This window comes from Streptomyces sp. LZ34 (genome assembly GCF_053890475.1).
In genome coordinates this window covers 3,384,500-3,409,925 of record NZ_CM132680.1, presented here as the reverse complement: position 1 = coordinate 3,409,925, position 25,426 = coordinate 3,384,500, and the positions used below count along the sequence as shown (strand labels likewise).

At 72.7% G+C, this 25,426-nt stretch carries 23 protein-coding genes; 16 read left to right on the top strand and 7 right to left on the bottom strand.

Annotated elements, in window-relative coordinates:
- Positions 1–7 precede the first annotated feature (7 nt).
- Positions 8–1,804, top strand: a complete 1,797-nt coding sequence (locus tag ACWY4P_RS13005) for an AMP-binding protein (protein WP_456210698.1) — start codon at positions 8–10, stop codon at positions 1,802–1,804.
- Positions 1,805–1,984: 180 nt separating this feature from the next.
- On the top strand, positions 1,985–3,874 hold the full coding sequence (locus ACWY4P_RS13000; protein ID WP_456210697.1) for a hypothetical protein: 1,890 nt from the start codon (positions 1,985–1,987) through the stop codon (positions 3,872–3,874).
- A gap of 42 nt (positions 3,875–3,916) precedes the next feature.
- On the opposite strand, the gene ACWY4P_RS12995 is transcribed toward ACWY4P_RS13000, so the two are convergent.
- Entirely contained in the window at positions 3,917–4,876 is a 960-nt protein-coding gene (locus ACWY4P_RS12995) for an alpha/beta fold hydrolase (RefSeq protein ID WP_456210696.1), read from the bottom strand.
- 187 nt (positions 4,877–5,063) lie between these two features.
- Complete coding sequence (locus ACWY4P_RS12990; RefSeq protein ID WP_456210695.1) at positions 5,064–5,801, bottom strand: hypothetical protein; 738 nt, start codon at positions 5,799–5,801, stop codon at positions 5,064–5,066.
- Between the two features lie 170 nt (positions 5,802–5,971).
- On the opposite strand from ACWY4P_RS12990, the gene ACWY4P_RS12985 reads away from it, so the two are divergent.
- Positions 5,972–6,253 (top strand): hypothetical protein, encoded by a 282-nt coding sequence (locus tag ACWY4P_RS12985; protein ID WP_456210694.1) that lies wholly within the window; start codon positions 5,972–5,974, stop codon positions 6,251–6,253.
- On the top strand, positions 6,250–6,627 hold the full coding sequence (locus ACWY4P_RS12980; RefSeq protein WP_456210693.1) for a helix-turn-helix domain-containing protein: 378 nt from the start codon (positions 6,250–6,252) through the stop codon (positions 6,625–6,627). Before ACWY4P_RS12985 ends, ACWY4P_RS12980 begins: the two co-directional genes overlap by 4 nt.
- Before the next feature lie 7 nt (positions 6,628–6,634).
- Here the strand turns inward: ACWY4P_RS12980 and ACWY4P_RS12975 are convergent, their stop codons facing one another.
- Positions 6,635–6,943 (bottom strand): hypothetical protein, encoded by a 309-nt coding sequence (locus tag ACWY4P_RS12975; RefSeq protein WP_456210692.1) that lies wholly within the window; start codon positions 6,941–6,943, stop codon positions 6,635–6,637.
- A gap of 251 nt (positions 6,944–7,194) precedes the next feature.
- Here ACWY4P_RS12975 and uraD point away from each other — a divergent pair, with 251 nt between their 5' ends.
- Genes uraD through ACWY4P_RS12960 form a run of 3 tightly spaced genes read left to right on the top strand, consistent with a single transcriptional unit; the run spans position 7,195 to position 10,366 of the window.
- Complete coding sequence (gene uraD, locus ACWY4P_RS12970) at positions 7,195–8,064, top strand: 2-oxo-4-hydroxy-4-carboxy-5-ureidoimidazoline decarboxylase (RefSeq protein ID WP_456210691.1); 870 nt, start codon at positions 7,195–7,197, stop codon at positions 8,062–8,064.
- 5 nt (positions 8,065–8,069) lie between these two features.
- On the top strand, positions 8,070–8,963 hold the full coding sequence (gene pucL, locus ACWY4P_RS12965; RefSeq protein ID WP_456210690.1) for a factor-independent urate hydroxylase: 894 nt from the start codon (positions 8,070–8,072) through the stop codon (positions 8,961–8,963).
- A 14-nt stretch (positions 8,964–8,977) separates the two neighbouring features.
- Positions 8,978–10,366 carry an 8-oxoguanine deaminase gene (locus tag ACWY4P_RS12960; RefSeq protein WP_456210689.1) on the top strand — a complete coding sequence of 463 codons (1,389 nt, stop codon included), beginning with the start codon at positions 8,978–8,980 and terminating at the stop codon, positions 10,364–10,366.
- Positions 10,367–10,390: 24 nt separating this feature from the next.
- Here the strand turns inward: ACWY4P_RS12960 and ACWY4P_RS12955 are convergent, their stop codons facing one another.
- Entirely contained in the window at positions 10,391–11,584 is a 1,194-nt protein-coding gene (locus ACWY4P_RS12955) for an Ig-like domain-containing protein (RefSeq protein ID WP_456210688.1), read from the bottom strand.
- Positions 11,585–11,784: 200 nt separating this feature from the next.
- Here ACWY4P_RS12955 and ACWY4P_RS12950 point away from each other — a divergent pair, with 200 nt between their 5' ends.
- The 5 genes from ACWY4P_RS12950 to ACWY4P_RS12930 all read left to right on the top strand — a co-directional run bounded on the left by ACWY4P_RS12950 (position 11,785) and on the right by ACWY4P_RS12930 (position 17,463).
- Complete coding sequence (locus tag ACWY4P_RS12950) at positions 11,785–12,981, top strand: lipid II:glycine glycyltransferase FemX (RefSeq protein ID WP_456210687.1); 1,197 nt, start codon at positions 11,785–11,787, stop codon at positions 12,979–12,981.
- The gene (gene murJ, locus ACWY4P_RS12945; protein WP_456210686.1) at positions 12,978–14,702 is read left to right on the top strand and encodes a murein biosynthesis integral membrane protein MurJ; all 1,725 of its coding nucleotides are present in this window, start codon (positions 12,978–12,980) and stop codon (positions 14,700–14,702) included. Before ACWY4P_RS12950 ends, murJ begins: the two co-directional genes overlap by 4 nt.
- Positions 14,703–14,784: 82 nt before the next feature.
- Complete coding sequence (locus ACWY4P_RS12940) at positions 14,785–15,465, top strand: response regulator (RefSeq protein WP_456210685.1); 681 nt, start codon at positions 14,785–14,787, stop codon at positions 15,463–15,465.
- 7 nt (positions 15,466–15,472) lie between these two features.
- Positions 15,473–16,945 carry an ATP-binding protein gene (locus ACWY4P_RS12935; protein WP_456210684.1) on the top strand — a complete coding sequence of 491 codons (1,473 nt, stop codon included), beginning with the start codon at positions 15,473–15,475 and terminating at the stop codon, positions 16,943–16,945.
- Positions 16,942–17,463, top strand: coding sequence for a hypothetical protein (locus tag ACWY4P_RS12930; protein WP_456210683.1), 522 nt, complete (start codon positions 16,942–16,944; stop codon positions 17,461–17,463). The genes ACWY4P_RS12935 and ACWY4P_RS12930 overlap by 4 nt, the downstream gene beginning before the upstream one ends.
- 51 nt (positions 17,464–17,514) lie before the next feature.
- Here ACWY4P_RS12930 and aceB read toward each other — a convergent pair whose 3' ends face one another.
- Together aceB and ACWY4P_RS12920 are read right to left on the bottom strand one after the other, a co-directional pair.
- Complete coding sequence (gene aceB, locus ACWY4P_RS12925) at positions 17,515–19,131, bottom strand: malate synthase A (protein WP_456210682.1); 1,617 nt, start codon at positions 19,129–19,131, stop codon at positions 17,515–17,517.
- 135 nt (positions 19,132–19,266) lie between these two features.
- Positions 19,267–19,881 carry a nucleotidyltransferase family protein gene (locus ACWY4P_RS12920; protein ID WP_456210681.1) on the bottom strand — a complete coding sequence of 205 codons (615 nt, stop codon included), beginning with the start codon at positions 19,879–19,881 and terminating at the stop codon, positions 19,267–19,269.
- A gap of 227 nt (positions 19,882–20,108) precedes the next feature.
- On the opposite strand from ACWY4P_RS12920, the gene ACWY4P_RS12915 reads away from it, so the two are divergent.
- Positions 20,109–20,474, top strand: a complete 366-nt coding sequence (locus ACWY4P_RS12915) for a DUF5955 family protein (RefSeq protein ID WP_456212907.1) — start codon at positions 20,109–20,111, stop codon at positions 20,472–20,474.
- Positions 20,475–20,556: 82 nt separating this feature from the next.
- Here the strand turns inward: ACWY4P_RS12915 and ACWY4P_RS12910 are convergent, their stop codons facing one another.
- Entirely contained in the window at positions 20,557–21,342 is a 786-nt protein-coding gene (locus ACWY4P_RS12910) for an IclR family transcriptional regulator (RefSeq protein WP_456210680.1), read from the bottom strand.
- Positions 21,343–21,691: 349 nt separating this feature from the next.
- On the opposite strand from ACWY4P_RS12910, the gene allB reads away from it, so the two are divergent.
- From allB to ACWY4P_RS12895, 3 genes are all read left to right on the top strand, one after another.
- Positions 21,692–22,996, top strand: a complete 1,305-nt coding sequence (gene allB / locus ACWY4P_RS12905; protein WP_456212906.1) for an allantoinase AllB — start codon at positions 21,692–21,694, stop codon at positions 22,994–22,996.
- Entirely contained in the window at positions 22,993–24,141 is a 1,149-nt protein-coding gene (alc, locus tag ACWY4P_RS12900) for an allantoicase (RefSeq protein WP_456210679.1), read from the top strand. The genes allB and alc overlap by 4 nt, the downstream gene beginning before the upstream one ends.
- Positions 24,142–24,525: 384 nt before the next feature.
- On the top strand, positions 24,526–25,122 hold the full coding sequence (locus ACWY4P_RS12895; RefSeq protein WP_456210678.1) for a hypothetical protein: 597 nt from the start codon (positions 24,526–24,528) through the stop codon (positions 25,120–25,122).
- Positions 25,123–25,426 lie beyond the last annotated feature (304 nt).

The following is a 25,426-nucleotide window of genomic DNA, read 5'->3' as shown; positions in this document are numbered from 1 at the left end:
AGTACTCATGACCGACCGCCCGGCCGACCCATCAGGCCCATCGGACTCATCGGACTCATCAGGCTCATCGGGCTCCTCCGGCCCGTCAGGCCCGACTGTCACCGCCGCCCCGGCCGACCCCTCTGCCCCCGCGACCGCCGCCGCCCTGTCGTACGCGAGCGGGGCGGGCGAGATCCCGCTGCTCGGCGACACCATCGGCGCCAACCTGGCCCGCGCCATAGAGCGGTTCGCCGAGCGGGAGGCGCTCGTCGACCTCCCCAGCGGCCGCCGCTGGACCTACACCGAGTTCGGCCGGGCCGTCGAGGAGGTCGCGCTCGGGCTGATGGCCAAGGGCGTCGGCAAGGGCGACCGGGTCGGGATCTGGGCCGTCAACTGCGCCGAGTGGGTGCTGGTGCAGTACGCCACCGCCCGTATCGGCGCGATCATGGTCAATATCAACCCCGCCTACCGCGTCCATGAGCTGAAGTTCGTGCTCAGGCAGGCCGGCATCTCCGTTCTGGTCTCCTCGATCGAGCACAAGACCAGCGACTACCGCCGCATGGTCGAACAGGTGCGCTCCGAGTGTCCCGCGCTGCGCGATGTCATCTACATCGGCGACCGCACCTGGGACGGGCTGGTGCGCGCGGGCGCCGGTGTGTCACGCGAGCGGCTGACCGGGCGCGAGGCCCGGCTGACCTGCGACGATCCGGTCAACATCCAGTACACCTCGGGCACGACCGGCTTCCCCAAGGGCGCCACGCTCTCCCACCACAACATCCTCAACAACGGCTACTCGGTCGGGGAGGTCGTCGGCTACACCCACGAGGACCGCGTGTGCCTGCCCGTGCCCTTCTACCACTGCTTCGGCATGGTGATGGGCAATCTGGGCGCCACCAGCCACGGCGCCTGCATCGTCATCCCCGGCCCCACCTTCGACCCGGCCGCCACGCTCCGGGCCGTCGAACAGGAGCGGTGCACCTCGCTGTACGGCGTCCCGACCATGTTCATCGCCGAGCTCGGGCTGCCCGACTTCGACTCGTACGACCTCTCCTCCCTGCGCACCGGGATCATGGCCGGATCCCCCTGCCCGGCGGAGGTCATGCGGCGGGTCGTGGACGAGATGCACATGGCCGAGGTGTCCATCTGCTACGGCATGACCGAGACCTCACCGGTGTCCACCCAGACCCGGCGCGACGACGACCTGCGCCACCGCACCGGCACGGTCGGACGGGTGCTGCCGCATATCGAGATCAAGGTCGTGGACCCGGTGACCGGCGTGACGGTGCCCCGCGGCACCCGCGGCGAGCTGTGCACCCGCGGCTACTCGGTGATGCTCGGCTACTGGGAGGAGCCGGAGCGGACCGCCGAGGCCATCGACTCGGGGCGCTGGATGCACACCGGCGACCTCGCGGTGATGGACGAGGACAGCTACGTCCGCATCGTCGGCCGGATCAAGGACATGATCATCCGGGGCGGGGAGAACGTGTATCCCCGGGAGATCGAGGAGTTCCTTTACACCCATCCGAAGATCGCCGATGTGCAGGTCGTCGGCGTGCCGGACGAGAAGTACGGCGAGGAGATCCTGGCCTGCGTCATCCTGCGGGACGGCGCCAAGACCCTCACCCGTGACGAGTTGGCCCGCTTCTGCCGGGGCCGCCTCGCCCACTACAAGGTGCCCCGCTATCTGCGGGTCATGGATGCCTTCCCGATGACCGTCAGCGGCAAGGTCCGCAAGGTCGAGCTGCGCGAGGCGGGCATCGCCGACGCGGTCCGGCTGCGGGACGCCCGGACGGACGCCAACGCCCAGGCCACCCCCCTGCGCTGACGCGCCCGGCACCAGAAGCATGTCCGGCGGCAGCCTCACCCGCTGCCGCACGGCATCGAAGCCGAACCCCTGCTCCCTGCCCTCTCCTGCCCTTGGCCCGGTCGGCGGCTCTGTCAGTGCCACGTGATGGACTGTTATCGGCACGGCAAGCGGTATGGCGGGGCACCACGGGGGGCACTGATGACGGGACGGCGTTCGGCGCTGGCCGGGATCGACACACTGCGCGGGCTTTCCCGGGGTGCGCCCCCGCTGCCCGCGGACGAAGGGGTGGTGCGTCGACTGGCCGCCACGCATGTCACCTTCTGGCCGGGCGCTCGGTTCCCGGCCTGGGCCCGCGACGCCTGGGACGGCTGCGGGATCGCCGACCCGCTGCGGCTGGTGCCGGAGCCCGACACCCGCCGGGTGCCGAACAGGCTCCGCGAGGACCGCGTCTGGAGCGACAAGCTGGGGATCAACGAAACGCTCCGTGGCGACCTGGACACGGCATGGCTCGCGGGCACGGTCACCGGCCCCGACCTGCTCGCCGCCATCCCCGCCCGGTACACCATGCCGGTGTGGAATGACTCCGACTCCCCGGCCATGCACGGGTTGGAGCGGACCCTGTGCGCCTTCCTGGCCGGGGCCCTCGGCACCGACACGGACGCCTGGCTGCGGCTGATGACCGCCGTGGAGGAGGTGCGCACACTCCCCGGCGCGGACCGCGACGCCACCTGGCCCGATCTGCTGGCGCGCGCCGCCGACACCACCCCCGACCCCCGGCGGATCGTCCCGTACGCCAAGGTCACCGGCCGCGACCGGGAGAAGCTGCTGCGCTGGCGCGAGTGGACCTGGCCGGCCGCAGAGGTGCTGCGGCGGGCACCCGACGCCAAGATCCTGGACGCCCTCATGCCGCTGCTGCCCGACCACACGGGCTGGCTCCTCGCGCTCTACGTGGTCGCCCAGCGGCAGGCCGCTCCCCAGACGGTCGTCGAGCACCTGAAGCGGTGCGGCGACCGCGAGGCGCTGGTGATGCTGGCGGAGTGGATCGACGCGGACCCGCCCACCCACCGCGCCCTGCTCGCCCACGGCGACCCCGAGGTCCACCTCGCCCTGCTCGCCCCGCATGTGTACCTCGGCCCGGCGGAGGCCAGGCAGGTGCTGGACGGCTCGGTGCCGCTCGCCCCGTACGAGTCACGCAGTGCCGATATGCGGCTCCGCCGCGTGCCGGGCAACGCCTACCCCGACCTGCTGCACGCGGCCGAACCGGAGCTGATCGAGGCCGCGTTCACGCACGACCGCGGGCGGTTCAAGACCCCCGAGCAGCTCTTCGGCTGCCTGAACCTGCTGCGCCGCGGCGGCCCCCACCGCCTGTCCGCGCTGCTGGCCACCGGCCGGGTGGGCCCGGCCGTCACCAAGATGTGCCACCAGGCCCTCGCCTCCGCCGACCCTCTCGCCGCGCTCGAAAAGCGGGCCCGGCGCGAGCTGACGACGGCGAAGCTGGCGAGCCGGCTGCGCAGGGTCCGTTCCACCGTCGGTTTCGTCGACACCGAGCGGCTCCTCGCCCTCTTCCCGGACATCGACTGGGCGTATCTGGAGGCCGAGCACGCCCGCGAGCCGTTCGAGTTCTGGTCGGCGGTGGTCACCCACGCCACGACTCCCTCCGCCGTCGCCGCCCGCCACGCCGACGCGATCCTGGGCGACCGGCGTGGCAGCTACCGCCGCCGCCCCGTCCGGGACGCCGAGATCGCCCGCGGCATGGCCCGGCGCGGCCTCGGGTCCTCCGACTGGCGGGCGATGACCCTGCGCGCCGACCGGATGCTGGCCGACGGCCTGCTGACGGCCGACGACCTGGTCTCCGTCGCCGCCCCCGCCGACCGCGTCCTCGGCTACCTCGGCGGCGCCCTCCGCCGCCCCGACGCGCCACCCCAGGCCAGGGCCGCCACCGAGCGGATCGCCGAGCTCGTCGCGACCCACCTCGACGGGGACGACGACCCGGACGGGGCCTGGCAGCGGGTGTACGCGCGGCTGGCCGGGCAGGACCCGCGGTGGCCACGGTCCAGCAGCATCGAGGCGACCCTCACCGAGGGCTGACCCCCGGCTCGTGGGCGATCACGGATCCGCGGAGTCGGTCCGTCATGAGCGCGAGCACAGGCCGGTGGTGAAGGAGCGGATCAGCCCGGCGACCGCGCCCGGGCGCTCCAGGAGCATCGCGTGCGAGGCGTCGAGAATGCCGAGGATGATGTGGGGGTGCGCGGCGGCGAGCCGGCCCAGGTCGTGGTCGAGGCCCTGGACGTACGCGGCCATCAGCTCGTCGAACCACGCCAGCGGGCCGCCCTGCGCCACCAGCCGCCCCGCGCGGACGAGCAACACCGGGCGGTCGAGGCGGCGGTAGACCGGGAAGAGGTCGAGCTCTTTCATCCGGTCGAGCATCTCCAGGCCCCGCTCCCGTCCCGGCCGCAGATAGAGCTGCCCCTCCGGGGTCTCGACGAGGGCGCGCCGGACGCCCTCGTCGAGCACCTCGGGCGCGATCCCCAGCGCCTCGGCCATCGCCGCCTGCTGGGCGAACACGGTCGTCTCCAGCGCGTCCGGCGCGAACGTCATGCCCATCGCGGCCTCGGAGAACTGGCGGGCGCGGGCGAGGCCCTGGAGCACGGTGTCCCGGTCGAGGCCCGCGTACTGCTCGGGGCGGCCTTGGCCGACGCCGTCGAGGTTGACCGCGGCGGGGGTGTGCGGGTGGGCGTCCGCGTACAGCGCGGCGGCCATGCCGCCGAGGGAGTGGCCGACCGGTATGGCCTCCTGGATGCCGCGGGCCTCCAGGACGGCCTCGATGTCGTCGAGCACGGCGGGGAACGTCCAGGGTGTGGCGCCGGGGCCGGAGTGGCCGTGGGCGCGCAGGTCCATCGAGACGACCCGGTGGTCCGTGGCGAGGTCGGCCGCCGCGACCGACCAGTCGGCGAGGGTGCGGGAGGCCCCGTGGAGCAACAGCAGCGGGGTGCCGGTGCCGCCGTGGTCGCGCACGGCCAGCGTCACGCCGTCGCGCTCGACGGTGAGCTCGGCGGGGAAGGCAGGGGAGGCAGAGGTGGATGCGGGCATGGGGTATCGCTCCGTGGCGTCGTGGAAGTCGCGGAAGTCGCGGAAGTTACGGAAAGGGAGTCGACCGCCGAATGGGGTCGACCACCACCGTAGGGCGCTCCGGAGACTTGAAGATCATCCGCGGAGGGGAGGCCCGAGGGCCCTCCGCCGGGTCATAATGAACAAGGGCCGAACGCGGGGCACGCCTTTACCGCTCTGATGGCCCCACCCGGATCAGCGTGTCCGCTGGGTCGTTGACGGGCTGTGGGGTGCCGGTCAGGTCCATGATGAAAAGCGGCATGTGCAGCGCGTCGGCGCGCGCCCGCGCGTCCCTGGCGTAGCCCGCGAGCGAGAAGAAGACGCTGACGGCGGATTCGTTGAGCCCGTTCAGCCACAGGCACTCGATATCGCGCAGCGCCGTGGGCCGGGTGGTCGGGTCCACCTGGGCGACCACGCCAGGACCGCACAGGTCCACTCCGGACGCGTCCTGCCCCTCCGGCCGCCGCACGCCGCCGAAGCCGAGCCATTTCAGGTACTGCGCGGCGGCGGTCACCGCGTCCCGCGCCGTGCGGATCGTCACCGGCCGGAACGCGGGCCGCAGCACGGCCCGCCCCGGCGGCGCGGTGGCGGGAGCTGCCGGGCCGCCGCCCCTGGCGGTGGCCGGAGCGCGCTCCGTGGGGTCGGGCGCCGGCGCCACCGGGACGCGGACCAGCGCCCCGCACGCACAGCCGAACTCCGGGTGGGGCCAGTGGCCCTGCCGCCCGCACATGGCGCAGTTGGCCGCCACCCAGGTGTCCTCCCAGGTGCGGTGCTCGATCTCCTCCGGGGCGCCGTTACGCAGCACGGGGAGGGTGAGCGGCGCCCCGCACGAGCACGGGTAGGTGGGCGGAGTGAACGACTGCTCGCGGCGGCACGTGGGGCAACGCACCGGCACGCTGTCTGTCATCTGTTGCTCCGAGGGTCGGTGGCGGCCCGCCGGGGGCCAGGGGAGAGGTATGCGTCCATGCTCCATGAAGTGGGCGGTCCCGGGCAGCGACTTGCGGGTTCTGCGCCCGGTGGGCCGACCGGCGTGGGACGCTCGTGACGTCTCGTGTGCGGGCGCAGTAGGTTGGCGGCGTGAGACTGAGGGTTGAGTTCACCACCGAGCCGTTCGACCTCGACGAGGTGCCGCCGCACGCCGTGGTGGCCCGCGACATCGTCCAGGGCGCCCCGCTGGACTCCATCGACGTCGGCCCGTTCGGGAACACCGCGGAGGGCGGCGCGGAGCACGTTCTGGCCGCCGTTCACGAACTGCTCCGCGAGTCCCTGGAGGCGGGGGCGACCCGGATCTCGCTCCAGGTCAACGTCATCCCGGAGACGGCCGCGGCCATGGACGAGGCGGGGGAGGGCGGCAGGTGACCCGTCCCGCCGACGACCCCTTCGTCACGGCGGTCGAGCCGCTGGTGGACGCCATCGGCGGCGAGCTGATCGCCCCGGACCACGCCCAGGACGACGACGTGGTCCTCTCCTGGGAGGGCCGGGAGGTCGTGGCCGTACGGCTGCCGCACCTCTCCGACTCGCTCGACCACATCCTCGCCGACCTCCGCCGCCGCCACGGCGTCCCGCTCGCCGACCTGGACCGCAGGACCAAGCAGTCGGTCGTCCGCCTCCTCGAACAGCGCGGCGCCTTCTCCATGCGCCACGGCGTGGAGACGGTCGCGACCGCGCTCGGCGTCAGCCGCTTCACCGTCTACAACTACCTCAACCGCGAGAACGCCGAGCGGACGGAATAGCCGCAGGTCAACGACTCGTGACGTGAGACACGGTCCCGCTGGAGGCCGTGACGGTGGAAGGCCCTTGCGGCAATCTGCGGGCGCTCAAGATCTTGGTCATGCGCACCCGCTTGATGCGGGCGGCGTTCGCATGCCCCGCCCAGGCGGACCAGCCAAACCTCAGGCCGTACTCCTTGATCAGCAGCCAGGTCGCCCGCGCGTTGACCGCGAAGTGCAGGTCGAAGCTCTCGACGGAGGTGTTCAGCAGTCCCGAGTCGACGGACTCGCAATGGCAGAGCACCAGCGCGGTGACGTTTCCAGTGGCTGAACGCCACATCCCGGCCGGCTCCGCCAGGCCCAGGGTGACGGCCGCGGCGATGTCCTCCCGTCGGCCCGCCCCCGTGACCAGGGCCGGCGGGCGCTCCGGGCCGGCCCCTCCCGCCCGCTCACCGCGCCCGCGTCATCGCTCATGGGGCCCATCCTGCTCGGCCGCTCGGCACGCGGTTTTCCGGGCCGGGGGCCTCGCCGTAACCTGAAGTTTTCAACAAACTGTTGACGCGTTGCGGGGGCGGCTCCTAGCTTGCGGGTGTGACTTCCAGCGCTCCGCCGGGACTGGCCCGGTTCAACGCAGCGGACGGGCCGGGCGTGGCCGCGCTGCTGTACGAGGTGTGCGCCAGCCGGGCATGGGCGGCGGCGGTGGCCGCCGGACGGCCGTACGGCAGCGTCGACGCGCTGCTGGCCGCCGCCCAGGAGGCCATGGCGGGGCTGACCGCCGCCGACCTCGCCGAGGCGATGGCCGGGCACCCGCCCATCGGGCGGCCGAAGCCCGGCGACGCCGCCTCGGCGCGCGAGCAGAGCGGGGTGGCGGAGGCCGAGCGCGCGGAGCTGCTGGAGCTGAACCTCGCCTATCAGGAGCGCCACGGGCATGTCTTCCTGATCTGCGCCACCGGGCGCGGCGGCGAGGAGATGCTCGCTGCTCTCAACGAGCGGATCGGCAACGACGCGGACACCGAACGCGAGATCGTCCGCACCGAGCTGGGCAAGATCAATCGCATTCGGCTGGCCCGGCTCATGAACGCGGACGAGGGAGACGAGGAAGAGGAGGCAGCAGTGGCGCCCGGTACGCACACCTCCGTGTCCACGCACATCCTGGACACCACCCTCGGCCGCCCGGCCGCCGAGGTGGCCGTCGAACTGTCCGTCCGCCGGGGGAGCGGCGCGGCCTGGGCGGCACACGGCGTCTCCAGGACCGATGCCGACGGCCGCTGCAAGGACCTGCCCGCCCTCCCCGAGGGCACCGCGCACGCACGGCTGCGCTTCGAGGTCGAGCCGTACCTCGGGCGCGCCGGAGCCTTCTTCCCGGAGGTGGCGGTGGTCTTCGCCGTCGAGCCCGGGGAGCATTACCACGTGCCCTTGCTGCTCAACCCGTTCGGCTACTCCGTATACCGAGGGAGCTAGCACCGATGCCCACGCTCGGCCAGAACCAGTACGGCAAAGCGGAAACCCGCGTCGTCCGGATCGTGCGCGACGGCGCCGTCCACCACATCAGGGACCTGAACGTGTCGGTGGCGCTCTCCGGAGACATGGACGAGGTCCACCTCTCCGGCAGCAACGCCAACGTCCTGCCGACGGACACCACCAAGAACACCGTGTACGCCTTCGCCAAGGAACACGGCATCGCCTCGCCCGAGCAGTTCGGCATCCTGCTCGCCCGCCACTTCGTCACCGGCCAGGAGGCCATCCACACCGCCCGCATCCGGATCGAGGAGTACGGCTGGGAGCGGATCGAGACCGACGCGGCGGCCCGCCACTCCTTCGTCCGCACGGGGCAGGAGACCCGCACCGCCCAGGTCACCTTCGACGGCGAGCGGTGGGAGGTGATCTCCGGGCTGACGGACCTGACCGTCATGAACTCCACCGACTCGGAGTTCTCGGGCTTCGTCAAGGACGAATACACCACGCTGCCGGAGACGCGCGACCGTATCCTCGCCACCGAGGTGCGCGCCCGGTGGCGCTACGGCTGGCGTTCCGACGCCGACGCCGACGGCGAGCCCGCGCCGGACTGGGAGCGCGGATACGAGGGGGCCAGAAGCGACCTGCTGGCCGCCTTCGCCGAGACGTACTCGCTCTCGCTCCAGCAGACGCTGTACCAGATGGGCGCGCGCGTGATCGGCAACCGGCCCGCGGTCGACGAGATACGGCTCTCGCTGCCCAACAAGCACCACTTCCTCGTCAACCTGGAGCCCTTCGGTTTGAAGAACGACAACGAGGTGTACTTCGCCGCAGACCGGCCGTACGGCCTCATCGAGGCCACGGTCCTGCGGGACGGCGTCCGGCCCCGGATCGCCACCGACTGAAGGGCCCGATCGACGTGAACCACACCGCGGAGCCGAACCGCATCGTCATCGAGAACTGCGCCATCGCGACCGTGGACGCCCACGACACCGAGTACGCCGATGGCCACATCGTCGTCGCGGGCAACCGCCTGGAGTCGGTGGCCGCCGGCCCCGCGCCCACCGGCCTGGACGGGGTGGTCCGCCGGGTCGACGGCGCCGGCCACCTGGCGACCCCCGGCCTGGTCAACACCCACCACCACTTCTACCAGTGGCTCACCCGCGGCCTGGCCCAGGACCACAACCTCTTCGACTGGCTGGTCGCGCTCTACCCGACCTGGGCGCGGATCGACGAGCCGATGGTGTACGAGGCGGCGCGCGCCTCGCTGGCCATGATGGTCCGCGGCGGCGTCACCTCCGCCATGGACCACCACTACGTCTTCCCGCGCGGCACGGGCGACCTGCTGGGCGCCGAGATCCGCGCGGCGAGGGAGCTGGGCGTGCGGTTCACGGCCGCGCGCGGCTCCATGGACCGTGGTGTCTCGGACGGCGGGCTGCCGCCGGACTTCGCCGTCGAGACCACGGAGGAGGCGCTGCGCGCCACCGAGGACGCGGTCGACGCCCACCACGACCCCTCCTTCGACTCCATGCTGCGGATCGCGGTCGCGCCCTGCTCGCCCTTCTCGGTCTCCACCGAACTGCTCCGCGAGGCCGCGACCCTGGCCCGCCGCAAGGGCGTACGGCTGCACACCCACGGCTCGGAGACGGTGGAGGAGGAGAAGTTCTGCCACGAGCTGTTCGGGATGGGCCCGACCGACTACTTCGAGTCGGCCGGCTGGCTGGGCGAGGACGTGTGGATGGCGCACTGCGTCCATATGAACGACGCCGACATCGCCGCCTTCGCCCGCAGCGGCACGGGCGTGGCGCACTGCCCCTCGTCCAACGCCCGCCTGGCCGCCGGCATCGCGCGCGTCCCCGACCTGCTGGCCGCCGGGGTACCGGTCGGCCTGGGCGTGGACGGCACCGCCTCCAACGAGTCCGGCGAGCTGCACACCGAGCTGCGCAACGCCCTGCTGATCAACCGGCTGGGCAGACACCGCGAGGCGGCGCTGAACGCCCGTCAGGCACTGCGGCTCGGCACCTACGGCGGGGCGCGGGTGCTCGGCCGCCAGGACCAGACCGGCTCCCTGGAGCCGGGCAAGCTGGCCGACCTGGTGCTGTGGAAGCTGGACGGCCTCGGCCACTCCACGATCGCCGACCCGGTCGCGGCGCTGGTCCTCGGCCCACCGGCGCCGGTGACCCTGTCCCTCGTGGACGGCCGCCCGGTGGTGGAGTCGGGCCGGCTGCTCACCGCCGACGAGGACGACATCGCCCGGCGCGCCCGCGACGAGGCCCGCCGGCTCGCCCGGATCGCAGCCGACGGCTGAACCCCGCAGGTCACCGCCGATAGGTCAGCGCACGGCGCTCTTGGCCCGCCACTCCTCCCAGCCGACGTTCCAGTCGCCGAAGCCGTTGTTCAGGGCCACCTGGCCCTTGGTCTCCGCGCCCTTGACCTCGAACGGGTCCCCGACCCGGGCGTGCTCGTAGAGCCATGCGGCGTCGGCGTCGCTCATGCCGATGCAGCCGTGGCTCTTGTTGGCCTTGCCGAAGTAGGCGGCGTTCCAGGGCGCGGCGTGTGCGTACGTCCCCGACCAGGTCAGCCGCATCGAGTAGTCGACCGTCTCGTCGTAGGCGTCGCCGAGGCCGACGGTCTCGGAGTTCATCCGGATGGTGCCCTCCTTGGCCATCAGCACCTCCGTGCCCCGCCAGGAGCCGGTGTCGGCGCCGGGGGTGCCGCCGGAGACCGGGAAGGTCCGTACCGTCTTGCCGTCGCGCTCCAGGGTGAGCCGCTTGCTGTCGAGGTCGACCTTGACCACCTGCCGGGCGCCGATGGTGAAGCCGAGCCTGTAGTCGCGTACGAACCAGCCGCCGCCCCCGCCCGAGTCGGTGCCGTTCAGCCGGGCGTCCAGGGTGACCCGGGTGCCGGGCCGCCAGTACTCCTTGGGCCGCCAGTCCACCCGGTCCTTGCCGGACCAGTCCTTCATCCAGCCCCAGGAGCCCTCGGTGTTGTTCGAGGTGGTGACCTTGAGCTGCTTCTCGACCGCGGCCTTGTTCGCCACCGGGCGGTCGAAGACCAGGGAGATCGGCTGCGCCACGCCGACCGTGGTGTCGCCGCCCGGCCGCCAGTCCACCTTGTTGACCAGGCCGGCGGCGGCGGTGGTGAAGGACGACTCCGCGTTTCCCGCCGTGCCGCCCTCGGCGCGGGTGGCCGCCTTGACGGTGTAGGTGGTGCCGGGCGCGGCGTTGCGGTCCGAGGTCCAGGTCCTGCGGTCGTGCGACACCGCGCCGGTGAGCCTGCCACCGCGGCCGTCGGTGACGGTCACCGAGGCGAGGGTGCCGCCGCTCGCGGCGACCTCGACCGGCTCGCCCGCCCGCCGGGGCGTGACGGTGACCGTCACCGCCTTGCCGCCCGAGCCCCCGCCGCCGACCTTCGCGTCCGCCTTCGCCGGGGCCGAGCCGTCTGAGGAACAGCCGGTCAGCGCGGCGGTCAGCAGGGCGGCGGCGGCCGTGGCAGCGGCGGCGGAACGCACATGTATCTGGCGCAACGGAAACCTCCGTGAAGGTCGGGGAGATGCCGGGACGCTCGGGACTCTAAGCCGCGAAAAGCACGGGAATCGGCCTTCGCGGCCATGTGACAGCAGCTGCAGAAGAACGGTCATCGTCCGGTCACATTCGCCGCGCGGCACGGTCATGGACGGCTGTGAATCTTCCTCGCGTTCCCATCAACGGCACCCGAGGAGGCGCAGTGTCAGCGCTGCTCGTGACGGCGGGCCCTCGTCCGCAGGAAGCCCGGCTGGGGCCCATCAGCCCCGAGGAGTACCGCGCCTTCCTGGCATCCCGCACCGGCTCCGCCCTGGGCCCCGGCTTTCTGCAGTGCCCGTCCTGGGCCGCGGTGAAGGACGGCTGGCGGGCCCAGCTGCTCGGCTGGGGGCCGGAGACCGGCCCCGGGGCGGGGGAGCTGAGCGGCGTCGCGCTGGTGTTGCTGCGCCAGCTGCCCGGCACCCGGAAGTACTTCGCCTATCTGCCCGAGGGCCCCGTCGCCGACTGGACCGACCCGGACATCGACGGCTGGCTCGACCCGCTGCTGCGCCATCTGCGCGCCTCCGGCGTGTTCGCCGTGCGCATCGGGCCCGCGCCCGCCTACCGCAGCTGGAACGCCGCCGCGCTCAAGGCGGCCACCGGCCCCGGGCGCCGCCTGTCCGACGTCCTCACCTGCCAGGTCGACCCGCTGGGCACCGCCGTGACCGAGCGGCTGCGGGCCCGCGGCTGGCGGCGCTGCGGCGGCGACGGCGACAACGGGGACGGGGACGGGGACGCGCAGCCCCGCTATGTCTTCCGGGTGCCGCTGGCCGGACGCACCCGCGAGGACCTGTGGAGCGGGCTGAACCAGGAGTGGCGGCGCAACATCCGCCGGGCCCACAAGTCGGGCGTGCGGGTGGAGCTGGGCGGCGCCGCCGAACTCCCCGAGTTCTACCGGCTGCTGCGGATCACCGAGGTGCGCGACGGCTTCCGCCTCGGCCGCTCACTGGCGTACTACGAGCGCCAGTACGCGGCCCTCAACGCCGAGGCGCCGGGGCGGATGAGGCTCTACCTCGCCCGGTACCAGGGCGAGATCCTCGCCGCCCACACCATGATCACGGTGGGCCGGCGGGTCTGGTACCAGACCGGGGCCTCGGCCGACCACCGGCGCGAGGTGCGCCCCTCCAACGCCCTCCAGTGGCAGATGATGCTGGACGCCCACGCCCAGGGCGCGGAGGTCTACGACATGCGCGGGGTACCCTCCACACTCGACCCCGACGAACGGCCGTTCGGGCTGCTGCGCTGGAAGCTGGGCACCGGAGGCCAGGTCGTCGAGACGCTGGGGGAGTGGGAGACACCATTGAGCGGCACCGCCAACCACGCGCTCCACCGCGCCTTCCAGCTGTACCTGGCCCGCCGATGAGCGCCCCCGCGAACCCGGCGGCCGAGGCGGGCGAGGAGAGCAAGACGTCGGCGGAGCCGGTCGCGCGGCCCGCCTCCGTGCTGCGCAGCGGGGCCGTCATGGCCGCCGGGTCCCTGGTGTCCCGCGCCACCGGATTCGTACGCTCCGCCGTCGTCGCCGCCGCGCTCGGCGTCGGGCTGGCCGCCGACGGCTACGCGGTCGGCAACTCCGTACCCAACATCGTCTACACGTTGCTCCTCGGCGGCGCGCTCAACGCCGTCTTCGTGCCCGAGCTGGTCAAGGCCGCCAAGGAGCACGCGGACGGCGGGGTCGCGTACACCGACCGGCTGCTGACCGTCTGCACGGCGGCCCTGCTGCTGATCACGGCCGGGGCGGTGTTCGCCGCGCCCGCCATCGTCGCGGCCTACACCGACTACACGGGCGCGCAGGCCACGATGACGGTCGCCTTCGCCCGCTACTGCCTGCCGCAGATCTTCTTCCTCGGGCTGTTCACCCTGCTGGGGCAAGTCCTCAACGCCCGGGGCCGGTTCGGCGCGATGATGTGGACGCCCGTCCTCAACAACGTCGTCGTCATCGCCGTCTTCGGCCTGTATCTGGGCACGGCCGGCACCGGAGCCACGCTCACCTCCGCGGAGACCGCGCTGCTCGGCTGGGGCACGACCGCGGGCATCGCCGTCCAGGCGCTGGCGCTGCTGCCGTCGCTGCGCGCGGCGCGCTTCCGCTGGCGGCCGAGGTTCGACTGGCGGGGCAGCGGGCTCTCCCGGCCGCTGCGCTCGGCCGGGTGGCTGGTGCTGCTGGTGTTCACCAACCAGCTCGCGTACTGGGTGGTGACCTGGCTGGCCACGATGGCCGGGGAGCGTGCGGCGGCCGGGGGGACCGACGGCGCCGGGTTCAGCGCGTACAACAACGCGTATCTGCTGTGGGCCGTGCCGCACGGGATCGTGACCGTCTCGCTGGTCACCGCGCTGATGCCGCGGATGAGCGGGGCGGCGGCCGACGGAGACACCGCGGCCGTGCGGCGGGACGTCTCGTACGCCCTGCGCAGCAGCGCCGCCGCCGTCGTACCGGCCGCCTGCGCGCTCTTCTCGCTCGCCGGGCCGGTGATGGCGGTGGTCTTCCAGTACGGCAGGACCGGCGCGGACGACATCGAGGTCATGGCGGGGACGCTGATGGCGTTCGCCCCGGGGCTGGTGGCCTTCTCCGGGCAGTACGTCCTCTCGCGCGCCTTCTACGCGCTCTCCGACACTCGCACGCCCTTCCTGCTGAACCTGGTGATCTCCGGGCTCAACGCGGGGCTGTCCGCGGCCGCGTATCTGCTGCTGCCCGCGCGCTGGGCGGTGACCGGCATGGCCGGGGCGTATTCGGTGGCGCTGTTCGCGGGCTGGGCGGCCACCGCGTACGTGCTGAACCGCAGGCTCCCCCCGGCGCCGGCGCCGGCGCCGACGCCGGCCAGGCGGGGACGGGCGAGAGCGCGCCGCCCCGGGCTGTGGCGCTCGCCGTCCGTGGCCGCCCTGGCCCGGCTGCTGCTGGCCGCCGTACTGGCCACTGACTGCGGCCAGTTCGCGGCCACCCGCACGGCCTCGCTGGGCCCGGTCGCCGCCGCGACGGCGGGCGTGGTGGCCATCTTGCTGGCCTTCGCGATCCTGGCGGGCCCGCTGCGGCTGACCGAACTGGAGGCCGCCCTCAAGGCCGTGTCCCGCAAACTGAGCCGCCGCGCCTGACCGGCCGCCGCGCCTCACCGACGGCCGCCCTCACCTGCTGAAACACCGGCTGAAACACCAGCTGAAATGGAATACTCCGCACATGCCACGCGTCCTTCTCATCGAAGACGACCCCTCCGTCCGCGAAGGGATCGAACTCGGCCTGCGCCGCCGCGGACACGAGGTGCGCACCGCCGCCACCGGGGAGGCCGGGCTCACCGCCATCCCCGAGTTCCGGCCGGACCTGCTGCTCCTGGACCTGATGCTGCCCGGCGTCAACGGAGTCCAGGTGTGCCGCCAGGTCCGCGAGTCCAGTCAGCTGCCGATCATCATGCTCACCGCGCGTGGCGACGACTTCGACGTCGTGGTCGGGCTGGAGGCCGGGGCCGACGACTACATCGTCAAACCCGCCCGCACCGAGGTCATCGAGGCCCGCATCCGGGCCGTGCTGCGCCGCATCGAGGAGCCCGGCGGCCGCCCCGCCGTCGAGTTCCACGGCGACCTCGCCATCGACCGCGCCGGGCTGGCCGTGTCCAAGGCCGGGGACCGCCTCGCGCTCGCGCCCTCCGAGCTGAAGCTCTTGCTGTATCTGACCGCCGCGCCCGAGCAGGTCTTCAGCCGTCAGCAACTGCTCGAACAGGTCTGGGAGCACAGCTACCACGGCGACGCCCGCCTGGTCGACGCCTGCGTGCGGCGGCTGCGCCACAAGATCGAGGACGTGCCCGGCAGTCCGCGCTACATACAGACCCTGCGGGGCTTCGGCTACCGCTTCGGACCCCTGTGAGCCCCCGATGACCCGTTGGAGAGCCCGCATCGGGCTGCGCACCCGGCTCGTGCTCGCCTTCCTGCTGGTCGCCGCGGTCAGCGCCGGCACCACCGCGACCCTCACCTACCGCAAGGCACGCACCGCGATCCTCGAACAGGCCCAGGACACCGCGGTCTCCTCCTTCCGCGACCGGGTCAACGACATGACCACCCCGCTCCCCGTCGAGCCGCAGTCCCTCCAGGAGCAGCTGCGCCGGCTCGCCCGGCAGGGCAAGCCCCACCCCTGGGTGGTGTTCGCCGAGTACGGCTCGGTCCGGGTCTCCTCCGGCACCAGCCCCGTCTCCACCGTCATCACCCCACAGCTGCGCCGCGCCGCGCTCGCCGGCCCCCGCGGCAGCTTCCAGCGGGTCGAGAAGCACGGCGTCCCCTGGCTGACCGTCGCCATCCCGACCGTCTTCCAGACCGGGAAGACCGTACGCCCCACCGGTCTGGTGCTGTACGCCGTGATGCCGCTGACCGACGAGGAGGCCAATGTCCGGGCCATGGTCACCGCGGCCCGCGACGGGGCCCTGCCGGGGCTCGCGGTGGCGCTCATCCCCGCGCTGCTGGCCGCGCGCAGCGTGCTGCGCCCGGTGCGCGACCTGCGGAAGGCCTCGCAGAGCATGGGCCGGGGCCGCCTCGACACCCGGATCCAGGTCAAGGGCGGCGACGAACTCGCCGACCTCGCCCGCACCTTCAACGAGTCCGCCGTCGCGCTGGAGCGGTCCGTCGGCGAACTCCAGGACGCCGAGGCGCGCGCCCGCCGCTTCGCCTCGGACGTCTCGCACGAGCTGCGCACCCCGCTCGCCGGGATGCTCGCGGTCACCGAGGTCCTGGACGAGGACGCGGCCCGGCTGGCCCCCGACACCGCGGCCGCCGTCCGGCTGATCAGCGCGGAGACCGGCAAGCTCGCGGTCCTCGTCGAGGACCTGATGGAGATCTCCCGCTTCGACGCCCGGGCCGCCGAGCTGAACACCGACGAGGTCGACGTGGCGCAGACCATTCGCAAGAGCCTGACCAGCCGCCACTGGACCGACCCCGAACAGGTCGTCACCGAGCTGCCCGACGGCATCCGGGCCCGGCTCGACCCTCGCCGCTTCGACGTCGTCGTCGCCAATCTCGTCGGCAACGCGCTCCGGCACGGGAGCGCGCCGGTCGCCGTGAGGCTGCGGACGGAGCCATACGCAGCCGGGGCGGCGGGGGCGGCGGGGGTCCGGCTGGTCACCGAGGTCGCCGACAGCGGCCCCGGTATCCGCCCGGAGGCGCTGCCGCATGTCTTCGACCGCTTCTACAAGGCGGACTCCGCCCGCACCCGGTCGGAGGGCAGCGGCCTCGGCCTCGCCATCACCCTGGAGAACGTACGGCTGCACGGCGGTACTATCCGGGCGGCGAACGGCCCGCAGGGGGGTGCCGTCTTCACGGTGGAGATACCGCTGACGGGCGAAGAGGTGACGGTGTGAAGCGCCTGGGCTTCGCGGCGGCGACGTGCGTTGCCGCGGCCGCGCTGCTCACCGGCTGCGGGGTGCGGCAGAGCGACGTCATCGAGGCGGGCGGTCCGGCCACCGTGACCGTCTTCCCCGCCGCGGAGCAGCGGCTGCTCCTGTTCTTCGTCTCCCCGGAGGGCCGTCTGACGCCGGTGTCCAGGGGAATCTTCCTGGACCAGGACGGGAAGTACGCCGGGCCGGTGCCCGGCCAGAAGGTCCTCTCGGTGCTGCTCGCCGGCCCGAGCGCGGAGGCGCGCGCGGCCGGGCTCCACACGGAGCTGCCCCGGGCAGCGAAGGGGTTGGGGTTTGTGGGAATGAAGTCGAGCCCGAACCAGGTGTTGGTCAGCGTTCCGTTCGCGGTGCGCGACCTCAAGAAAACGGCCGTGCGCCAGCTGGTCTGCACGGCCGCGTACGCCGGGGGTGACGACGGCACCGCGGAGGTGATCATCGCGGGCGACGACGGCAGGCTCCCGTCCGCCCACTGCGACGCGTGACGGTGCGCCCGGGCCGGAAAGCCGGCCCGGGCGCACCCGCCCGTCCGGGGCTCAGTGCAGCAGCTCGTACGCCGGCAGCGTCAGGAACTCGGCGTAGTCCTCGTCCAGCGCGACCTTGAGCAGCAGATCGTGGGCCTGCTCCCAGTTGCCCGCCGCGAACGCCGCCGCCCCGATCTCCTCGCGGATCGCCGCCAGCTCCTCCGCCGCGATGGCGCGGACCAGACCGGCGGTCGCCTTCTCGCCGTTCTCGAAGACGACCCCCGCGTTGATCCACTGCCAGATCTGGGAGCGGGAGATCTCGGCCGTGGCGGCGTCCTCCATGAGGTTGAAGATGGCGACCGCGCCCAGGCCCCGCAGCCAGGCCTCGATGTAGCGGACGCCGACCTGGACCGCGTTGCGCAGCCCCGCCGAGGTGGGCTTGGCGTCCAGGGAGGCGATGTCGATCAGCTCGGCCGCCGTGACCCGGACGTCCTCGCGCAGCCGGTCCTTCTGGTGCGGCTTGTCGCCGAGCACCGCGTCGAACGAAGCGCGGGCGATCGGGACCAGGTCGGGGTGGGCGACCCAGGAGCCGTCGAAGCCGTCGTTCGCCTCGCGGTCCTTGTCGGCCCTGACCTTGTCGAACGCGACGGCGTTGACCTCGGCGTCGCGGCGGGAGGGGATGAAGGCCGCCATGCCGCCGATCGCGTGGGCGCCGCGCTTGTGGCAGGTGCGGACCAGCAGCTCGGTGTAGGCGCGCATGAAGGGGGCGGTCATGGTGACGGCGTTGCGGTCGGGGAGGACGAAGTCGGCCCCGGCGTCACGGAAGTTCTTGACGATGGAGAAGAGGTAGTCCCAGCGCCCCGCGTTCAGCCCGGAGGCGTGGTCGCGCAGCTCGTAGAGGATCTCCTCCATCTCGTACGCGGCGGTGATCGTCTCGATGAGCACGGTGGCGCGGACGGTCCCCTGGGGGATGCCGAGGTAGTCCTGGGCGAAGACGAAGATGTCGTTCCAGAGGCGGGCCTCGAGGTGCGACTCGGTCTTGGGGAGGTAGAAGTACGGGCCCTTGCCCTGGTCGAGCAGGCGCCGGGCGTTGTGGAAGAAGTAGAGCCCGAAGTCGACGAGGGCGCCGGGCACGGCGCGGTCACCGGCCCGCAGATGGCGCTCGTCCAGGTGCCAGCCGCGCGGCCGGGCGACGACGGTGGCGAGCTCTTCGGCGGGGCGCAGCGCGTACGCCTTGCCCTCGGGGGTCGTGAAGTCGATGCGGCGCTCGTAGGCGTCGCTGAGGTTGAGCTGGCCGAGGACGACGTTCTCCCAGGTCGGCGCGGAGGCGTCCTCGAAGTCGGCGAGCCAGACCCTGGCGCCCGAGTTGAGGGCGTTGATGGTCATCTTGCGGTCGGTGGGGCCGGTGATCTCCACCCGGCGGTCGTCGAGCGCGGCCGGGGCGGGGGCGACGCGCCAGTCGGGGTCCTCGCGGATGTGTGCGGTCTGCGCGAGGAAGTCAAGGGTGCCGGTTCGGGCGATCTCGGCGCGGCGTTCGGCGCGGCGCGCGAGGAGCTCGTCGCGGCGCGGGGTGAAGCGGTGGTGGAGCTCGGCCAGGAAGGCCAGGGCCGAGTCGGTCAGCACCTCTCCCTGCCGCTCGAGCGGCTCGGCGTCGACGATGGCCAGCGGGGACGGTGCTGGTGCGGACATGGGCGGTCACTCCTCGGGCGACACACGGTGGCATACATAGACTTCTGCCTGTTGTCTTCTGTCTAGTGGATACTAATTTCCTCATGGCGGAACTTCAACGTTCTGTTGGACACACGCGCTCACTTCACCTGTCGCTCACTCCAGCCGCTCCAGGTCCTCCGGGGTGTCGATGTCGTCGGGCCGGGCGATATCGGAGCAGTCGACGAGCGTGACCCCCGACTGATGCGCCTTCAGGTAGGCGCGTGCCCCGCGATCGCCCACCGCACTCGCCGCGACATCCGCCCACCGCTCGGCGCCGAACAGCACCGGATGGCCCCGCCGCCCGCCGTACACCGCCGCGGCCAGGCACGACGGCGAGTCGTACGCCGCCGCCACGCGGGCCACCGCCGCGGCCCCGATCCCCGGCTGGTCCACGAGCATCACCAGCGCCGCCCCCGCCCCCGTACCGGTCAGCGAGGCGAGGCCGGCCCGCAGCGAGGAGCCCATGCCCTCGGCCCAGTCCGGGTTGTCGACCAGCGTGCACCCGGGGAGCTCGGCCTTCGCCCGTACGGCCTCGGCGGCCGCGCCCAGGACGATGTGCACCCGGTCGCAGCCGCCCTCCCGCAGCGCCCGCGCCGCATGCTCGACCAGCGGTCTGCCTCGGTGGACCAGCAGGGCCTTCGGCCGCCCGCCCAGCCGCCTGCCCCCGCCGGCGGCCAGCAGCAACCCGACGACCTGCGATTTATCATGCGATGTGTGATCTGTGGGCATTGCTTGCCGCTCATCCCTTCGTGATCCCCCTCTTGTCTCCTCTTTCTCTCCTCTATCGCACCCGGTCTGATTTTCGCTCTCCGTATGGCGTGTCGCGCACAGAGTGGCGTTAACTGATCCGCGGCCCTTCGCGTCCGATCGACGCGTCCAGGGGCCATGGGGAGAAGGGGGCAGGCTTCGTGCAAAGGGGCGCGAGGGCGAGCAGGGCAGTGATGTCCGACGATCACATGAGGCGCCGGGTGACACCTGGCGCCTGGTCAGTGGAGGGCTCCGCGGTCGTGGAAGACAGGCGAGTGGCCGGCACCGAGGAGGATCCCAGAGCGGCGGAGCTGCGCCGGGCCGCCGCCCGGTTGCGGCGCGAACTCGCGGCCCACCCGGCCGACTTGCCGGACCGGGCCATAGCGGACGACGAGCTCGCCGCGCTGGACGCCATGGCGCGAGAGGGAGTGCCCGAGGTGTCCCGGCTGCGCCGTGCGCTGCTGCTCATCGCGGGCGCGCTCGGCTCGGTGAGCGCACTGGCGCCGGCGCTGAAGGGGGTCCGTGCGGCGATCGACCTCTTCGGCGACGTGCCGCAGGCAGGGGGGAGGGGCTGAGGGACGGGATGCGCCGTCGGTGCGGCTCGGTACGGCACCGGCGGCGCCCCCGTACCGACGCTGTCGGGCGTGGCCCGTCCGGTCAGGCAGACCCCGCGCTGGCGAGCGCGGAGGACAGCTCGGCCGCGACCTCCTTGAGGATCGGCACGATGTCCTCTGTGGCCTCGTCCGTCACCCGCCCGGCCGGGCCCGAGATCGAGATGGCGGCCGACGTGGGCGAGTCGGGCACGGCCACCGCGAGGCAGCGCACGCCCATCTCCTGCTCGTTGTCGTCCACCGCGTAGCCCAGCTCGCGCACCCGGCCCAGGGCCTCCAGGAAGACATCCGGCGAAGTGATCGTCTTCTGGGTGGCGGCCGGCATGCCGGTCCGGGCCAGCAGCGCGCGCACCTCATCGGCCGGCGTGTCCGCGAGCAGCGCCTTGCCCACGCCGGTCGTGTGGGGCAGCACCCGCCGCCCGACCTCGGTGAACATCCGCATCGAGTGGCGCGAGGGCACCTGCGCGACGTACACCACCTCGTCGCCGTCCAGCAGTGCCATGTTCGCGGTCTCGCCGGTCTCCTCCACCAACCGCGCCAGGTATGGCCGGGCCCAGGTGCCCAGCAGCCGGGAGGCACTCTCGCCGAGCCGGATCAGCCGGGGGCCCAGCGCGTAGCGGCGGTTCGGCTGCTGGCGTACATAGCCGCAGGCGACCAGGGTGCGCATCAGGCGGTGGATGGTGGGCAGCGGAAGCCCGCTGCTGCCGGAGAGCTCGCTCAGCCCGACCTCGCCCCCGGCGTCGGCCATCCGCTCGAGCAGATCGAAGGCGCGCTCGAGGGACTGGACGCCGCCGGAGTTGGCAGCGGCTGTCTTGGGCTCGGCGGACGGCACGTCGACGGTTCCTTTCGCGGCGGATGAGGCCGGCCCTCGCGCGGCTGACTCGCCCCGGCCGACCGGCCAACGGGCAGCCTACCTGCCCCCGGCCGGCCACGTTCTGCGCTCCGAAAATCGCCTTCCATTCTATGGACGATCGTCTTGTGCCGGGGCCACGGTCGGTGGGGTCTTGACCCGGCGGGCGGCTCAGTGAAGACTCCTGTAACAGAAAGTTCTTTCCGCTTCGCGGAAGAATCATGCTGATCTGAAGAGTCTGCCGAGATCTGCCGAGAAACGGAGGGCGCGGGTGTCAGACGCGGATCCGGACCTGGTGTTGCGCTCAACCCGCGTGGTGACCCCGGAGGGGATGCGCGCGGCATCGGTCGCCGTCTCCACGGCGGACGGAACGATCTCGGCCGTCCTGCCGTACGACACCGCCGTCCCACCCGCGGCCCGCCTGGAGGACTTCGCGGACGACGTCCTCCTCCCCGGCCTCGTCGACACCCACGTCCACGTCAACGACCCCGGCCGCACCGAGTGGGAGGGGTTCGCGTCCGCCACCCGCGCGGCCGCGGCCGGCGGCGTCACCACCCTCGTCGACATGCCGCTCAACAGCGTCCCGCCGACCACCACCGTCCGGGCGCTGGAGATCAAGCGCGCCGTCGCCCGCGCCTCGGCCCACATCGACATCGGCTTCTGGGGCGGCGCCGTCCCCGGCAACGTACGGGACCTGAAGCCGCTGCACGACGCCGGTGTCCTCGGCTTCAAATGCTTTCTGCTCCACTCCGGCGTGGACGAGTTCCCCCAGCTCGCCCCCGCCGAACTCGACGCGGCGCTCGGCGCGATCGCGGGCTTCGGCGGCCTGCTCATCGTCCACGCCGAGGACCCCCAGCTGATCGACCGGGCCCCGAGCCCCAGCGGCCCGCGCTACGCCGACTTCCTCGCCTCGCGCCCGCGCGAGGCCGAGAACCGGGCCATCGCGGGACTGATCGAGCTCGCGCGGAAACACGCCGCCCGCGTGCACATCCTGCATCTGTCCTCCGCCGAAGCCCTCCCGCTGATCGCCGCCGCCCGGCGCGAGGGCGTCGAGGTCACGGTGGAGACCTGCCCGCACTTCCTCACCCTGACCGCCGAGGAAGTCCCCGACGGCGCCACCGAGTTCAAGTGCTGCCCGCCCATCCGCGAGGCCGCCAACCAGGACGCGCTGTGGCAGGGCCTGGCCGACGGCACCATCGACTGCGTCGTCTCCGACCACTCGCCGTGCACCGCGGACCTCAAGGTCGGCGACTTCGGGCAGGCCTGGGGCGGCATCTCCTCCCTCCAGCTCGGCCTCCCCGCCGTCTGGACCGAGGCGCGGCGGCGCGGCCGTACGCTCCCGGATCTCGCGCGCTGGATGTCCACCGCCCCCGCCGCACTGGTGGGCCTCGCGCACAAGGGCGCCATCGAGCCCGGGCGCGACGCCGACTTCGCCGTCCTCGCGCCCGAGGCGACCTTCACCGTCGACCCGGCCGCGCTCCACCACCGCAATCAGGTCACCGCGTACGCCGGGAAAGCCCTCCACGGCGTCGTACGGTCCACCTGGCTGCGCGGCCGGAAGATCGCCGACCACGGCGCCCCGGCCGAACCCACCGAGCCCACCGGCCGACTCCTCGAAAGGCAGCACAGCTCATGACCGCGCCGATCCCCCGCTTCACCGGCGACGCGAGCCCGTACGGCGGCGGCGACCCGTACGCCGACTACCGCGCCGCGGACCTCCCCTTCACCCACCTCGCGGACCTGGCCGACCGGCGGCTCGGCGGAAGCGTCATCGCGGCCAACGACGAGTTCTTCGCCGAGCGCGAGAACCTGCTGCGGCCCGAGGCCCCGCACTTCGACCCCGAGGCCTTCGGCCACAAGGGCAAGGTCATGGACGGCTGGGAGACCCGCCGGCGGCGCGGCGCCTCGGCCGAGCACCCGCACCCCGCCGCCGACGACCACGACTGGGCCCTGATCCGCCTCGGCGCGCCCGGCGTCATCCACGGCATCGTCGTCGACACCGCCCACTTCCGCGGCAACTACCCGCAGTCGGTCGGCGTCGAGGCGACGTCGCTGGAGGGCACCCCGTCCCCCGAGGAACTGCTCGCCGACGACGTGGAGTGGACGGAACTCGTCCCCCGCACCCCCGTGGGCGGCCACGCGGCCAACGGCTTCGCGGTCGCGGTGGCACGCCGCTTCACCCACCTCAGGCTCAAGCAGCACCCCGACGGCGGGATCGCCCGCCTCCGCGTCCACGGCGAGGCCGCCCCCGACCCCGGCTGGCTCACCGCGCTCGGCACCTTCGACGTGGCCGCCCTGGAGAACGGCGGCGCGGCCGAGGACGCCTCCGACCGCTTCTACTCCCCGCCCGCCAACTCCATCCAACCCGGCCGCTCCCGCAAGATGGACGAGGGCTGGGAGACCCGCCGCCGCCGCGACCAGGGCCACGACTGGGTCCGCTACCGGCTCACCGAACAGGCCCGGATCCGGGCCGTCGAGATCGACACCGGCTGCTACAAGGGCAACGCGCCGGGCTGGGCGGCCCTCTACGCCCTCGACGCCACCTCCGGCGCCGACCCGGCCGACCACACGGCCCCCGGCTGGACCCAACTCCTGCCCCGCACCGCCCTCCAGCCCGACACCATCCACCGCTTCCGGCTCCCCGCGGCCCCGCCCGCCACCCACGTCCGCATCGACATCTTCCCGGACGGCGGCGTCGCCCGCCTGCGGCTGCACGGCACCCTGACGGAGGCGGGCGCGCAGCGGCTCGCGGCGCGGTACGCGGAGCTGGGCGAGGGGTGACCGAGGTGCGGAGACGGGCCAGATGGCCCTGGGAGGCGGCCACTTGAGGCGCGGGGCCGTTGTCGTACCCGCCAGTTAAAGGACACTGTTGGCGAATCCTGGGCCGGCTCTGTTCATGAGCCGTGGTTCTGGCCCAATTTCTGCTCTGTGGTCGATCCCGCTCCGTGCCTGTTCCACCAGGAGGGGACGAACGGGCAATCCTGAGCGGCTCCGGCAGAGGGCTTCGTGACGGCTCCACGCTGCCTGCCGTCATCCTTCGGTCGCACCTCTCCGTCGACGTACGGCGGAGCCGAGTCCGCCCGCAGAGCGATTCCCAACGACCCCGCGACTGGGATCTTCATTACCGAACGGGTCAGCCCCCGCCCACGGAACCGAGGACCGAACATGCAGCCGCCCCGGCACGCCGAAGAACCGTCTGCCGTCCGCCCCGGACGACTCCGCGCCGCATGGCGGACGGCCCACGAGCCCGTCGGCGGAGTGTCTCGACGAATAAAACTCGCGGCCTACGCCGTGCCGTTCACCGTCCTGCCTGCCGGCATCTGGCGGCTCCCGGCCGCATTCGACGACGGGATCGGGATCGGCGAGCGGGCGTACCTCGTCTTCCTGTCGGTCCTGTCCGAAGTCCTCGCATTTACCGCGTTCGGCCTGATCGCCCGCTGGGGCGAGGTGTTCCCGCGCTGGATTCCGTTCCTGCGCGGCCGCCGGGTCCCGATGAAGGCGGCGGTCATCCCGGCCACCATCGGGGCCACGATCCTCACCCTCCTGTTCACCCTCCTGTTCATCGTCTCCGAGATCAGGGGCACCACGATCCGAGGCGACGCCCTTTCGGCCGACGCCCCAAGCCGGGCCAGTGGCTGGGAGGCTGCCTGGTTCTATTTCTGCTACGCGCCGCTGGTCTTGTGGGGGCCGTTGCTGGCCGTACTGACCGTCGCGTACTGGAATCGCCGTCGTGCGGCCGGGAACGAGCCTGCGGTTGCCTGAGTGCCGGAGCCGCTGCCCAAACCGGCAGGCATTCGCTGCTACTTGAAGCGAACGAAGCCACTGGGCCGAAGGAGGGCGTCGGTGTCGTTGCACGCCGGGAAGATCGACGGGGGTCCCTGAGGAGACGGCCCGGGTGGCGCGGGCCGCGTTTCCGAAGGGCGCGATCCGGTTCGAAGACACCCGCCTGCCCAAGGGGGAAGACGAAGCAGACCGAGCTGATCGAGCAGATCGGCGCCGACGGGCTGAGCCTGCTTGCGGCCCTGCTCACGCACGTCGCCACCACCGACTCCACCGTCCAGGACGT

Excerpts from the sequence above, each read along its gene's own strand:
- ACWY4P_RS13005 (WP_456210698.1), top strand. The coding sequence starts at position 8 with ATGACCGACCGCCCGGCCGACCCATCAGGCCCATCGGACTCATCGGAC.
- ACWY4P_RS13000 (WP_456210697.1), top strand. The coding sequence starts at position 1,985 with ATGACGGGACGGCGTTCGGCGCTGGCCGGGATCGACACACTGCGCGGG.
- ACWY4P_RS12995 (WP_456210696.1), bottom strand. The coding sequence starts at position 4,876 with ATGCCCGCATCCACCTCTGCCTCCCCTGCCTTCCCCGCCGAGCTCACC.
- ACWY4P_RS12990 (WP_456210695.1), bottom strand. The coding sequence starts at position 5,801 with ATGACAGACAGCGTGCCGGTGCGTTGCCCCACGTGCCGCCGCGAGCAG.
- ACWY4P_RS12975 (WP_456210692.1), bottom strand. The coding sequence starts at position 6,943 with ATGTGGCGTTCAGCCACTGGAAACGTCACCGCGCTGGTGCTCTGCCAT.
- pucL (WP_456210690.1), top strand. The coding sequence starts at position 8,070 with ATGCCCACGCTCGGCCAGAACCAGTACGGCAAAGCGGAAACCCGCGTC.
- murJ (WP_456210686.1), top strand. The coding sequence starts at position 12,978 with ATGAGCGCCCCCGCGAACCCGGCGGCCGAGGCGGGCGAGGAGAGCAAG.
- ACWY4P_RS12940 (WP_456210685.1), top strand. The coding sequence starts at position 14,785 with ATGCCACGCGTCCTTCTCATCGAAGACGACCCCTCCGTCCGCGAAGGG.
- ACWY4P_RS12935 (WP_456210684.1), top strand. The coding sequence starts at position 15,473 with ATGACCCGTTGGAGAGCCCGCATCGGGCTGCGCACCCGGCTCGTGCTC.
- aceB (WP_456210682.1), bottom strand. The coding sequence starts at position 19,131 with ATGTCCGCACCAGCACCGTCCCCGCTGGCCATCGTCGACGCCGAGCCG.
- ACWY4P_RS12920 (WP_456210681.1), bottom strand. The coding sequence starts at position 19,881 with ATGCCCACAGATCACACATCGCATGATAAATCGCAGGTCGTCGGGTTG.
- ACWY4P_RS12915 (WP_456212907.1), top strand. The coding sequence starts at position 20,109 with ATGAGGCGCCGGGTGACACCTGGCGCCTGGTCAGTGGAGGGCTCCGCG.
- allB (WP_456212906.1), top strand. The coding sequence starts at position 21,692 with ATGCGCGCGGCATCGGTCGCCGTCTCCACGGCGGACGGAACGATCTCG.
- alc (WP_456210679.1), top strand. The coding sequence starts at position 22,993 with ATGACCGCGCCGATCCCCCGCTTCACCGGCGACGCGAGCCCGTACGGC.
- ACWY4P_RS12895 (WP_456210678.1), top strand. The coding sequence starts at position 24,526 with ATGCAGCCGCCCCGGCACGCCGAAGAACCGTCTGCCGTCCGCCCCGGA.